Below are 12,742 nucleotides of genomic sequence, written 5' to 3' on the forward strand. Positions count from 1 at the left end.
GTGAGCTGGGTTGCGATTAAAGCTGTTCGGTTTCCGCGAAATCCTCGCCGGCATCGGCATCGGAGAAAGCGGCGTCATCTGACCACGTGCCGGTGGCCACGTCGTATCCGGCCACCTGGGACGGATCGAAGCTGGCCGGGCTGTCCTTGAGTGCCAGGCCGAGTGCGTGCAGCTTGACCTTGACTTCGTCGATCGACTTCTGGCCGAAGTTGCGGATGTCGAGAAGGTCCGACTCGGTGCGGGCCACCAGTTCGCCGACCGTGTGCACTCCCTCGCGCTTGAGGCAGTTGTACGAGCGGACGGTGAGCTCGAGATCCTCGATCGGAAGGCTGAACGATGCGATGTGATCGGCCTCGGCGGGCGAGGGTCCGATCTCGACACCTTCTGCTTCGATGTTCAGCTCACGAGCGAGCCCGAACAGCTCGACGAGGGTTTTGCCGGCCGAGGCCAGCGCATCCCGCGCGGTGATCGAGTTCTTGGTCTCGACGTCCAGGACCAGACGGTCGAAGTCGGTGCGCTGCTCGACGCGGGTGGCCTCCACCTTGTAGGTGACCTTGAGGACCGGCGAGTAGATCGAGTCGACCGGGATACGGCCGATCTCAGCGCCCGAGGCCTTGTTCTGCACGGCCGGGACGTAACCGCGACCGCGCTCGACCACGAGCTCGAGCTCCAGCTTGCCCTTGTCGTTCAGGGTGGCGATGTGCAGATCGGGATTGTGCACGGTGACACCGGCCGGAGGCACGATGTCGGCACCGGTGACTGCACCCGGGCCCTGCTTGCGCACGTACATGGTGACCGGCTCGTCCTCTTCGGAGCTCACGACCAGGCCCTTGAGGTTCAGGATGATGTCGGTGACATCTTCCTTGACCCCGGGAACGGTGGTGAACTCATGCAGCACACCGTCGATGCGGATGCTGGTGACAGCAGCGCCGGGGATCGACGAGAGCAGGGTGCGGCGAAGCGAGTTGCCGAGCGTGTACCCGAAACCCGGCTCGAGCGGCTCGATGACGAACTTCGAGCGATCGCCGGAGATGACCTCTTCGGAGAGTGTGGGTCGCTGTGAAATGAGCATAGATTTTTCCTCCTGTGTGAACGTCCGCTATATGACGCTCGACTGCGACAGCAGACCCTTGTGTCTGTTGCCAGGGGCCGACCAGACGCTGGGCAGGGCGAACCCTGCCCAGCGACGAACGGCGGTTACTTCGAGTAGAACTCGACGATGAGCTGCTCGGTGAGCGGCACATCGATCTGCGCGCGCTCAGGCTCCGAGTGCACCAGGATGCGCAGCGTGTCAGGGACAACCTGCAGCCAGCCCGGCGCCTTGCGATCGGCCTGGATTTCCCGGGCGATCTGGAACGGGGTGGTCTGCAGCGACTTCGGGCGGACATCGATGATGTCGAAGCGAGAGACGCGGTAGCTGGGCACATCGACCTTCACACCGTTGACGGTGAAGTGGCCGTGGCTGACCATCTGACGCGACTGGCGACGCGTGCGGGCCAGGCCTGCGCGGTACACCACGTTGTCGAGACGGGTCTCCAGCATCTTCAGCAACTCGTCACCGGTCTTGCCGTTGCGACGGTTGGCCTCTTCGTAGTAGCGACGGAACTGCTTCTCCATCACTCCATAGGTGAAGCGGGCCTTCTGCTTCTCCTGGAGCTGCAGCAGGTATTCGCTCTCCTTGATCCGCGCGCGGCCGTGCTGGCCGGGCGGGTAAGGGCGACGTTCGAACGCCTGGTCTCCGCCGACGAGGTCGACGCGGAGGCGACGTGATTTACGGGTGACGGGTCCGGTATAACGAGCCATTTTCTAGTTCTCTCTTTCCCGTTAGACCCGGCGCCGCTTGGGCGGGCGGCAACCGTTGTGCGGCTGCGGGGTGACATCGGAAATCGTGCCGACCTCGAGGCCGGCGGCCTGCAGTGAGCGGATCGCGGTCTCACGACCGGAGCCCGGTCCCTTGACGAACACGTCGACCTTCTTGACACCGTGCTCCTGCGCCTTGCGGGCAGCGTTCTCGGCAGCGAGCTGCGCGGCGAACGGGGTGCTCTTACGTGAGCCCTTGAAGCCGACGTGGCCCGAGGATGCCCATGCGATGACGTTCCCGGCGGGGTCGGTGATCGAGACGATGGTGTTGTTGAACGTGCTCTTGATGTGCGCGCTGCCGTGCGGGACGTTCTTCTTCTCGCGACGGCGAGTGCCCTTCTTCGGGCCAGCGCTACGTGACTTAGGAGGCATGGATTACTTCTTCTTCCCGGCGATGGTCTTCTTCGGGCCCTTGCGGGTCCGAGCGTTGGTCTTGGTGCGCTGTCCGCGGACGGGCAGGCCACGACGGTGGCGCAGGCCCTGGTAGCAACCGATTTCGATCTTGCGACGAATATCGGCCTGGACCTCGCGGCGCAGGTCACCTTCGACCTTGACCGAGGCTTCGAGGTACTCACGAAGCTTCAAGACGTCTTCGTCGGTGAGGTCCTTGGCGCGCAGATCCGGGCTGAGCCCAGTGGCGTCGAGGATTTCCTTGGAGGTGGTGCGGCCAACTCCGTAGATGTAGGTCAGTGCGATCTCCAGGCGCTTCTCGCGCGGAAGATCAACACCAGCAACACGTGCCATGTGGCGTTTCCTTTGGTTCTCGGAGGTCTGCTCCCAGTCCGTCCCCTACTCTGCGAGGGGCCCCGGCCTCCGTGCCGGGGGTAGGCGGTCATCCGTTTATGGCCGCTGGTGCTGGAAGGTCTTCTGTCGTGCCTGTATTGAGTTGTGTCGCTCTCACAAGCGATCTCCTACAAGTGCTGATCAGCCCTGGCGCTGCTTGTGGCGCAGGTTTTCGCAGATCACCATGACTCGGCCGTTACGCCGGATCACTTTGCACTTTTCGCAGATCGGCTTGACGCTCGGCTGAACCTTCACGTCAGTGATCTCCTTCAAAGCCTGCGGCGTGGCCCTGGGGCCACGCCTGTCGTTGGTGTTCACACCCGGCGGTACCGGGCATGTTGCACTGGCCCTCTCGCCCGCATCAGCGGGCCGAGGTACCGGTCGATTACTTGTAGCGGTAAACGATGCGGCCGCGGGTCAGGTCATAAGGCGAGAGCTCCACGACCACGCGGTCCTCGGGCAGGATGCGGATATAGTGCTGTCGCATCTTGCCGCTGATATGGGCAAGCACCTTGTGGCCGTTCTCCAGCTCAATGCGGAACATCGCATTGGGCAAGGGTTCGACAACACGGCCCTCGACCTCGATCGCGCCTTCTTTGGCCATAGCCTCCACGATTCTGGTGTGTTGACCACACCTGAACAGTTCTGTTCGGTTACCTTCTTGGCACGCACTTGTCCCGGGCTTTCGAGTCTCAGTTGGCAGGGGACTCGAACGAGCTCTGCGGATCTGGGCACAAAAACAACCCGGCGCGCGGGCGCACCGTTGATCTACATTACGCGTTCGCGCAGCTCAGGACAAATACGCCCAGTTCGAGCCGCTCAGATCCCCGCCGACCGGGCGTTTTCAGCACCTCGCCGCGTCGCCTTTTCGCCCACAAGGGCAGTGGCCCGGATTCCGAAGGCTCACGACGTCACCTCTTGACGGCCATCCCCCATCAGTTTACGGTGACTCCAATCACATCGATTTGAAACGTTTCAAAGACGTTCATCCCCGTCTCATCCGCCGGCTTCCCGGCCGGATGCCCGATCAGCTCAAGGACCCACGATGGCTCCCACCCCGAACACTCATCTCACGGACTCCCGGGCAGGAGACGGACCACCGGCACGCCGGCGAGTGTGTTTCACCATGAACCTGCGACCCGAACGCGTGGACGACTACCTCGCGGCACACGAGCACGTCTGGCCCGAGATGCTCGATGCCCTGCGCGCCGCCGGCTGGCACAACTACTCGCTTTTCCTGCGACGCCGCGACGGACTGGTTGTCGGCTACCTCGAGACCGACGACTTCGACCGTGCGGTGGCCGAGATGGACGCGACTGATGTCAACGCCCGCTGGCAGTCCTCGATGGCCGAGTACTTCACCGACCCCGCCGGTCGCGGACCGGATCAGACGCTCGAACGACTCACCGACTACTTCCACCTCGACTGAGGGGAGATCCCCTGCCCATCCCGTCGCGGCTGCGTCTCATCGGCATCCGCCCGATCGCATCAACCAATTACCCTGCACAAGACTCACCCCACAAGGAGTACCCATGAAATTGGGGGCCAAGAAGACCACGGGATGGAAAGCAACCATCTCCGTGGCCATGTCCAACTACATCGAGGCCGGCTCGATCATCGCGATCGCCACGAGCCTCGGATTCTGGCAAGACGAGTTCGGGATCAGCAACTTCGCGGTCGGCCTTCTCGCCGCGCTGAGCGCCAACGCCTTTGGTGCGGCCGTCGGCGCAGCAATCGGTGGGCCACTGTGTGACCGGTACGGCCGCAAGGCGATCTACACCTACGACCTGCTGCTGTACATGGTCGGTGTGCTCATCGCCGCGTTCGCGATGAACTTCACCATGCTGCTACTGGCATTCGTCGTGACCGGCCTGGCGGTCGGTGCGGGAGTCCCGGCATCGTGGACGTACATCGCCGAACAAGCACCCTCCAATGCGCGAGCCCGCCATGTGGGAACAGCACAGTTGGCGTGGTCCGTCGGGCCACTGATCGGCTTCGCCCTGGCCGCCGCACTGGCGCCGCTGGAGTTGCTGGGTTCGCGGTTGATCTTCCTGCATCTGTTTGTGGTCGCGGCCATCGTCTGGTGGATCCGGCAAGGCCTCGTCGAATCGAAGATCTGGACCGAAGAGGGCCATGACACCACCTCAGACCAGGCACAGCGCGTCAGCGGTGGCAACGGTCTGCGCGGATTGTTCTCGCGCAAGAAGAACATCACGGCACTGCTCGTCCTGATCGGCATCTACGGGTTCTGGAACACCGTGGCGGGCCAGGCGGGCATCTTCATGCCGCGGGTGTACGAGACCGCAGGCCTCGACAGCGAGGTGCAGCAGAACCTGCTACAGGTCCTGGTGTGGGGAATGACCGTTCTGGCAACCTATTTCGGGTTCATGCGCTACGGTGACCGCGTCTCGCAGCGCACGCTGTATGTGGCCGGCGCCGTCCCCGGCATCATCGGATGGGGCGTGTTGGTGTTGTTCACCGACGGCGGTCTGCCCACGCTGCTCATCTTCGCGATCTGCTGGGGCATCTCGAGCGGTATCGGCGCGCAGGCCTTCTACAGCCTCTGGGCCAGCGAGTTGTTCGCCACCCCGTACCGCGCGAGTGCACAAGGCTTCATGTTCTTCGTGGTCCGCACGGCGACCGGGGCACTGAGTTACTTCTTCCCCACCCTGCTCGCTGCCGTCGGACTGGCCTGGGTCGGCCTGTTGCTCGTAACCCTGCTGACCGTCGCCCTCATCATCGGTGCGATCGCCACCCCGAACACCCGCGGCAAGACACTGCAGCAGATCGAGATCGAGCGTTACGGCGAACCCCTCAGTCCGGAACTGGCGAGCGCATCGAACGTGGCTGCGGATCATCCCGTCCCGTCCGAGCCCGCTGACCGACCGGCGCCCGCCTCGGTGCCCACGGGTGGGGGTCTGTAGCGATGGCATCACCTCGACATGCAAATATTGAAACGTTTCAAGAACCCGACGATCGCAAGGACTCCACACCGATGACAGCTGTGAACGCACCCGGGTCCCTCCTGGAGAACCTCGCAATCGAGTTGCCGTCCTGGGCATTCGGGAACTCCGGGACCCGCTTCAAGGTCTTCGGTACGCCGGGCACGCCTCGCACCGTCGAGGAGAAGATCGCCGACGCCGCCGTCGTCAACCGCCTCACCGGGTTGGCACCCTCGGTTGCGCTGCACATCCCCTGGGACATGACCGACGACTTCTCGGCGTTGGGACGGTACGCCGCCGACCACGGCGTGCGGCTCGGCACCATCAACTCGAACACCTTCCAGGACGACGACTACAAGTTCGGCAGCCTCACCCACATCGACAAGACCGTGCGCCAGAAGGCAATCGACCACCACCTGCGATGCATCGAGGTGATGAACCAGACCGGGTCGCGGGACCTCAAGATCTGGCTTGCCGACGGCACCAACTACCCCGGCCAGGGCGACATCCGGGGCCGGCAGGATCGCCTCGCCGAATCGCTGGCAACCATCTACCAGCACATCGGAGAAGATCAGCGACTCGTGCTCGAATACAAGTTCTTCGAGCCGGCGATGTACATGACCGACGTGCCGGACTGGGGTACCTCCTACACGCAGGTCAGTGCTCTCGGCGAGCGAGCGATGGTCTGCCTCGACACCGGGCATCACGCACCCGGCACCAACATCGAGTTCATCGTGGCCCAGTTGCTGCGCCTGGGGAAGCTCGGGTCGTTCGACTTCAACTCGCGTTTCTACGCAGACGACGACCTGATCGTCGGGGCGGCCGACCCGTTCCAGTTGTTCCGCATCATGTGCGAGGTGATCCGCGGCGGCGGTCTCGACGCCGACTCCCCGGTGGCCCTCATGCTCGACCAATGCCACAACGTCGAAGAGAAAATCCCCGGGCAGATCCGCTCCGTACTCAATGTGCAGGAGATGACAGCACGAGCTCTGCTCGTCGACACCGACGCGCTGGCCGCCGCACAAGAAGCGGGAGATGTGTTGGGTGCCAACGGAATAGTGATGGACGCGTTCTACACGGACGTGAGACCGATGCTGGCCCAGTGGCGCACCGAACGTGGACTGCCCGCCGATCCGATGGACGCGTTCGCGGCGTCGGGGTACCGAGAACAGATGGCGACCGAGCGGGCCTCGGGCACCCAGTCGTCCTGGAACGCATGAGACCGAAGGAAACCCGATGACAACAGCAAGCCCGAGTACCAACCCCACCGTCAGCGCGCTGATCAAGCGGTCCAACCGACTCGGTTCCGACCCCAAGAACACCAACTATGCCGGCGGCAACACCTCTGCCAAAGGCACCGACATCGACCCCGTCACCGGCGCCGACGTCGACCTGATGTGGGTCAAGGGATCCGGCGGCGACCTCGGCACCCTGACCGAGAAAGGCCTGGCCGTTCTGCGCCTGGATCGACTCCGGTCCTTGGTCGACGTGTACCCCGGTGTCGAGCGCGAAGACGAGATGGTCGCGGCGTTCGACTACACGCTGCACGGGCGCGGTGGCGCTGCGCCGTCGATCGACACCGCCATGCACGGTCTCGTCGACGCCGCCCATGTCGACCACCTGCATCCCGACTCCGGAATCGCAATCGCGACCGCTGCAGACGGTGAGGCCATCACCAAGCAGATCTACGGCGACCGGGTGATCTGGATCCCGTGGCAGCGACCGGGTTTTCAGCTCGGTCTCGACATCGCCGAACACAAACGTCGCAATCCGCAGGCCATCGGCACCATCCTCGGCGGACACGGCATCACAGCGTGGGGCGAGACGTCCGAGGAGGCCGAGGCGAACTCACTGGAGATCATCAGGGCGGCCGAAGAGTACATCGCCCGCAACGGGCGACCGCAGCCTTTCGGCCCGGCGCTGCGTGGGTTCGGGCCGCTGCCCGACGACAAGAGGCGGGCCAAGGCGGCGGCACTGGCGCCTACACTGCGCGGCCTGGTGAGCACCGACAATCCTCAGGTCGGTCACTTCACGGACACCGATCCCGTCCTCGAATTCCTTTCTGCTGCAGAGCATCCACAGCTGGCAGCTCTCGGCACCTCCTGCCCCGATCACTTCCTGCGCACCAAGGTGAAGCCGATGGTGCTCGACCTGCCTGCCGACGCATCCGTGGACGACTGCATCGCCCGATTGAAGGAGCTGCACGCCGCGTACCGCAAGGACTACACGGCCTACTACGAGCGGCACGCCACACCCGACTCCCCCGCCATGCGCGGTGCCGATCCGGCGATCGTGTTGATCCCCGGGGTCGGGATGTTCAGCTACGGAAAAGACAAACAGACCGCGCGGGTTGCCGGTGAGTTCTACCTCAACGCCATCAACGTGATGCGCGGCGCCGAGGCCATCTCGCACTACCGCCCCATCGACGAGGCCGAGAAGTTCAGGATCGAATACTGGGCGCTGGAAGAGGCCAAGCTGGCCCGGATGCCGAAACCGAAGCCGCTGGCGACACGCATCGCGCTTGTCACCGGGGCAGCTTCGGGTATCGGCAAGGCCATCGCGCAGCGCCTGGCCGCCGAGGGTGCCTGTGTGGTGATCGCCGATCTCGACGCCGACAAGGCACGGGCAGCCGCCGAGGAGATCGGCTCGTCCGACGTGGCAATCGGTATCCGTGCCGACGTCACCGACGAAGAGCAGGTGCAAGCGGCGGTCGACGCGTGTGTGCTGGCCTTCGGAGGTATCGACCTGGTGGTGAACAATGCCGGCCTCTCACTGTCGAAGTCGTTGCTGGACACCACTGCCGCGGACTGGGACCTGCAGCACAACGTGATGGCCCGTGGTTCCTTCCTGGTGTCGAAGGCGGCCGCCAAGGCTCTCATCGAGCAGCAGATGGGCGGTGACATCCTTTACATCTCGTCGAAGAACTCGGTGTTCGCCGGCCCGAACAACATCGCCTACTCGGCGACCAAGGCCGACCAGGCACATCAGGTTCGCCTGCTCGCGGCAGAGCTCGGCGAACACGGCGTGAAGGTGAACGGCATCAACCCCGATGGTGTTGTTCGCGGCTCGGGGATCTTCGCCGGTGGATGGGGCGCCAAACGCGCTGCGGTGTACGGAGTGCCGGAGGAAGAGCTCGGTGAGTTCTACGCGCAGCGCACCTTGCTCAAACGTGAGGTGCTGCCGGAGAACATCGCCAACGCGGCGTTTGTCCTGTGCAGCGCGGACATGTCGCACACGACCGGCCTGCACGTGCCGGTCGACGCCGGTGTGGCGGCGGCCTTCCTGCGATGACGAGGTCAGGGCCGACACGGCAGCTGGTGGCGGTGGATCTCGGCGCCACCAGCGGCCGGGTCATGCTCGCCGAGGTCGGTGGCGGACAGCTGCGCATCGAGCAACTCACCCGCTTCGCCAACGGGCCCCTACCGATCTGGGACGGGACCCGGACGGGCCTGCACTGGGATGTGCCCGGGCTTTTTGCGCACATCCGAGAGGGGCTGGCACTGGCCGCGAGGCGGCGCCCGACCTGACGGGCATCGGGATCGACTCGTGGGCGGTGGACTACGGACTGCTCCGCGATGGACGCCTGCTCGGTCTGCCCTACCACTACCGCGACGACCGATCGTCCGTCGGCACCGAGATCGTGCACAACGCCGTATCGCCGGAGATCCTTTACTCGCGCAACGGCCTTCAGTTCTTGCCGTTCAACACCGTGTACCAGTTGGCCGCGGAGAAGGCGTGCGGCACCCTGGAGTTGGCCGACCACGCACTGCTCATCCCCGACCTCATCGGATACTGGCTGACCGGTCAGATGCGCACCGAGCGCACGAACGCCTCGACAACCGGGCTGCTCGACATCCACGGGCACTGGGACGACGACCTGATGTCGACCCTGGGCGTCCCGACAGACCTGTTCGGTCCGCTGATCGAGCCCGGTTGCGAACTCGGGCAGGTGTTGCCGTCGGTCGGTTCGGGTCTGGGTGTGACAGGGGGTGTGACCGTGAACGCGGTCGCATCCCACGACACCGCGTCGGCTGTCGCCGCTGTACCGATGAATCCCGACAATGCCGCCTACATCTCCTGCGGCACGTGGGGCCTGGTCGGTGTGGAACTGGCCCACCGGGTGGTGGATCAGGCCGCCCGCTCGGCGAACTTCACCAACGAGGTCGGTGCCGATGGTCGTATCCGCTTCCTGCGCAACGTGATGGGTTTGTGGTTGCTCAGCGAATCGGTCCGGCAATGGGAACGCGAGGGCACCGTGATCGACCTCCCCGACCTGATCGACGGGGCCACCTTCGCCCAACCTCCGGCACAAGTCTTCGACACCGACGCCGACGAGTTCCTGACCCCTGGCGACATGCCTTCGCGCATCTCGAGGTGGTACACCCAGCGGGGCCTACCGGCCCCGAACGGGCATGCCGAGATGGTGCGCGCCATCTTGGAGAGTCTGGCCGCCGCTTTTGCCGAACGCGTGCAACAGGCCGCGCAGCTCTCGGCAACCGAGGTACGAACCGTGCACATGGTCGGCGGTGGAGCCCAGAACCGCCTGCTGTGCCAGCTGACCGCCGACCGGCTCGGCCTGCCGGTGCTCGCCGGTCCGGTGGAGGCCACCGCCATCGGCAACGTACTGATCTCGGCTCGCACACAACAACTGATCGGCGCCGATCTCGCCGCTGCTCGCGCGATGGTCGCGGCAGCCTTCCCCCCACAGCAGTATGATCCGCGACCAGCGGCTCTGAGAAAGGCATGACGATGAAGCGGCAGATTCCCAAGCCCCACGACCTCGCCCCCTTGATGCAATTCAAGAAGCCGGAGTTCAACGGCAAGAAGCGACGTCTCGAGGCCGCGCTGACCATCGAGGACCTGCGCGCCATCGCCAAACGCCGGACCCCGCGCGCAGCGTTCGACTACACCGATGGGTCGGCCGAGGCGGAGCTGTCCATCACCCGGGCCCGTCAGGCCTTCGCCGACATCGAGTTCCATCCGGCGATCCTGCGGGACGTGTCCAAGGTCTCCACCGGCTGGGACGTGCTCGGCGGCCCGGTGCAGCTGCCGTTCGGTATCGCACCCACCGGCTTCACCCGGATGATGCAGACCGAAGGCGAGATCGCCGGTGCCCACGCCGCCGCGCGCGCAGGCATCCCGTTCTCGCTGTCCACCATGGGGACTGCATCCATCGAGGATGTGAAGGCCGCGAACCCGCTCGGCCGCAACTGGTTCCAGCTGTACATGTGGAAGGAACGCGAGCGCTCGATGGCGCTTGTCGACCGCGCAGCCAAGGCCGGGTACGACACCCTGCTGGTGACCGTGGACGTACCGGTCGCCGGGGCCCGCCTGCGGGACAAGCGCAACGGGATGTCGATACCGCCGGCCCTGACACCCGGCACCGTCATCAACGCACTGCCCCGCCCCCAATGGTGGATCGACTTCCTGACCACCGAACCGCTGGCCTTCGCGTCCCTGGACCGATGGTCGGGGACGGTCGCGGAACTGCTGGACACGATGTTCGACCCCACGGTCACCTTCGACGACCTGGCCTGGATCCGCGCCCAGTGGCCCGGCAAGCTGGTGGTCAAAGGCATCCAGACGGTGGCCGACGCCAAGGCCGTCGTCGACCTGGGGGTGGACGGGCTGGTGCTGTCCAATCACGGCGGCAGGCAACTCGATCGGGCCCCGATCCCGTTCCACCTGTTGCCCCACGTCGCAGCCGAGGTAGGCCGCGACACCGAGATCATCCTCGACACCGGCATCATGTCGGGCGCGGACATCGTGGCGGCAGTTGCGCTCGGCGCCCGGTTCACCCTCATCGGCCGCGCCTACCTGTACGGCTTGATGGCGGGCGGCGAGGCAGGCGTCAACCGTGCCGTCGACATCCTCGCCGAGCAGATCGAACGCACCATGCGACTGCTCGGTGTCACCTGTCTTGAAGAGCTCAATCCCGGGCACGTCACCCAACTCGTCCGGCTCGCCCCGATGCCCGCACACGCCCCGTCGCCGGAGACGACCCGATAGCCTTTCGGGCAGTACCCGTTCGACCGATCACCCGGTCTGCGGTCCCGTGGGCGATGTCGAAAGGAGCGTACGGCGATGGCGGTGAGCGTTCGCGACGTCGCCGCTGCGGCGGAGGTGTCCGTCGGGACGGTCTCCAACGTCCTCAACGCACCGGAGAAGGTCGCCCCGACCACCGTCGATCGGGTCCATCGAGCCATCGCCGACCTCGGATTCGTCCGCAACGATGCGGCCCGGCAGCTCAAGGCGGGCCGGTCACGGTGTGTCGGGCTGATCGTCCTCGACGTCGGTAACCCGTTCTTCACCGACCTGGCGCGGGCGGCCGAACGCAGGGCCGCCGAGAACCGGCTCACCGTACTCCTCGGGACCTCCGACGATGACCCGGCACGAGAACGCGCATACGTCGAAACCTTTGACGAACAACGCGTTTACGGCGTCCTGGTCTCCCCCGTCGGAGACGACCTGAGCCGTCTCGCCGAGCTCCACCGACGCGGGACCCCGGTGGTCCTGGTGGACCGTCGCGGCGAGGGAAGCCCGTTTTCGTCGGTGGCGGTCGACGATGTCGCCGGGGGCAGACTCGCCTGCGAACATCTCTGCGCCATCGGTCGCCGGCGCATCGCCTTCATCGGCGGACCGGCAGGTCTTCACCAGGTCGCCGACCGGTTGCGCGGGGCACGCGAGGCGGTCGCCGAGGTCCAGGGCGCCCAGCTCGAGGTCATCACGACGGGCGCCTTGAGCGTGCTCGCGGGCCGCGCTGCCGGCGAGGGCATCCGCTCGCGACCGGCGGCCGACCGTCCCGACGCCATCTTCTGCGCCAACGACCTGTTGGCCATCGGCGTACTGCAAGCACTGACGATGCTCGGAGATGTGTCGGTTCCCGGCGACATCGCGCTGATCGGGTACGACGACATCGACTTCGCACAGTCCGCCGTCGTCCCCCTCTCGTCGATCCGTCAGCCCAGTGGTCAGCTCGGGACTCACGCCGTGGATCTGCTGCTCGCCGAGACGGACAGGGCTCCGGGCGCCGGTCCCGAGCACATCCTGTTCCAGCCGGAGCTGGTCGCCCGCGCCTCCACCGTGGGCGCGACACCGAGCGATCAGGCCCTCGACGTCTGACACCGCTGGCGCACGCCCCGCAATCGTGAAACACT

General features: G+C 65.3%; 12 protein-coding genes and 1 pseudogene. 7 read left to right on the forward strand and 6 right to left on the reverse strand.

Annotated features, from left to right (window positions below):
* Positions 1–16: 16 nt before the first annotated feature.
* The 6 genes from W823_RS37245 to infA form a co-directional block, all read right to left on the reverse strand.
* Positions 17–1,072 (reverse strand): DNA-directed RNA polymerase subunit alpha, encoded by a 1,056-nt coding sequence (locus tag W823_RS37245; protein ID WP_023955917.1) that lies wholly within the window; start codon positions 1,070–1,072, stop codon positions 17–19.
* A gap of 125 nt (positions 1,073–1,197) precedes the next feature.
* Positions 1,198–1,803, reverse strand: coding sequence for a 30S ribosomal protein S4 (rpsD, locus tag W823_RS37250; RefSeq protein ID WP_023955918.1), 606 nt, complete (start codon positions 1,801–1,803; stop codon positions 1,198–1,200).
* A 21-nt stretch (positions 1,804–1,824) separates the two neighbouring features.
* The gene (rpsK, locus tag W823_RS37255; RefSeq protein ID WP_023955919.1) at positions 1,825–2,232 is read right to left on the reverse strand and encodes a 30S ribosomal protein S11; all 408 of its coding nucleotides are present in this window, start codon (positions 2,230–2,232) and stop codon (positions 1,825–1,827) included.
* 3 nt (positions 2,233–2,235) lie between these two features.
* Positions 2,236–2,604, reverse strand: a complete 369-nt coding sequence (gene rpsM / locus W823_RS37260; RefSeq protein ID WP_023955920.1) for a 30S ribosomal protein S13 — start codon at positions 2,602–2,604, stop codon at positions 2,236–2,238.
* A 180-nt stretch (positions 2,605–2,784) separates the two neighbouring features.
* A complete protein-coding gene (gene rpmJ, locus W823_RS37265) occupies positions 2,785–2,898 on the reverse strand; it encodes a 50S ribosomal protein L36 (RefSeq protein WP_005207978.1) in 114 nt (37 codons plus the stop codon).
* A gap of 130 nt (positions 2,899–3,028) precedes the next feature.
* Entirely contained in the window at positions 3,029–3,247 is a 219-nt protein-coding gene (gene infA, locus W823_RS37270) for a translation initiation factor IF-1 (protein ID WP_020109371.1), read from the reverse strand.
* Between the two features lie 441 nt (positions 3,248–3,688).
* On the opposite strand from infA, the gene W823_RS0128325 reads away from it, so the two are divergent.
* The 7 genes and pseudogenes from W823_RS0128325 (at position 3,689) to W823_RS37300 (ending at position 12,707) form a co-directional block, all read left to right on the forward strand.
* Positions 3,689–4,072: an L-rhamnose mutarotase gene (locus W823_RS0128325; protein WP_023955926.1), complete on the forward strand. Its 384-nt coding sequence runs from the start codon at positions 3,689–3,691 to the stop codon at positions 4,070–4,072.
* 103 nt (positions 4,073–4,175) lie between these two features.
* The gene (locus tag W823_RS37275; protein ID WP_023955928.1) at positions 4,176–5,567 is read left to right on the forward strand and encodes an MFS transporter; all 1,392 of its coding nucleotides are present in this window, start codon (positions 4,176–4,178) and stop codon (positions 5,565–5,567) included.
* A 71-nt stretch (positions 5,568–5,638) separates the two neighbouring features.
* Complete coding sequence (rhaI, locus tag W823_RS37280; protein WP_023955930.1) at positions 5,639–6,805, forward strand: L-rhamnose isomerase; 1,167 nt, start codon at positions 5,639–5,641, stop codon at positions 6,803–6,805.
* Between the two features lie 16 nt (positions 6,806–6,821).
* On the forward strand, positions 6,822–8,876 hold the full coding sequence (locus tag W823_RS37285; protein ID WP_023955932.1) for a bifunctional rhamnulose-1-phosphate aldolase/short-chain dehydrogenase: 2,055 nt from the start codon (positions 6,822–6,824) through the stop codon (positions 8,874–8,876).
* Positions 8,873–10,332: pseudogene (locus tag W823_RS37290) on the forward strand (rhamnulokinase family protein). Before W823_RS37285 ends, W823_RS37290 begins: the two are co-directional and overlap by 4 nt.
* A gap of 2 nt (positions 10,333–10,334) precedes the next feature.
* Positions 10,335–11,594 (forward strand): alpha-hydroxy acid oxidase, encoded by a 1,260-nt coding sequence (locus W823_RS37295; RefSeq protein ID WP_031331680.1) that lies wholly within the window; start codon positions 10,335–10,337, stop codon positions 11,592–11,594.
* A 75-nt stretch (positions 11,595–11,669) separates the two neighbouring features.
* On the forward strand, positions 11,670–12,707 hold the full coding sequence (locus W823_RS37300) for a LacI family DNA-binding transcriptional regulator (RefSeq protein ID WP_023955936.1): 1,038 nt from the start codon (positions 11,670–11,672) through the stop codon (positions 12,705–12,707).
* The last annotated feature ends 35 nt before the right edge of the window (positions 12,708–12,742 follow it).

The organism is Williamsia sp. D3 (assembly GCF_000506245.1).
Lineage (GTDB): Bacteria > Actinomycetota > Actinomycetes > Mycobacteriales > Mycobacteriaceae > Williamsia > Williamsia muralis.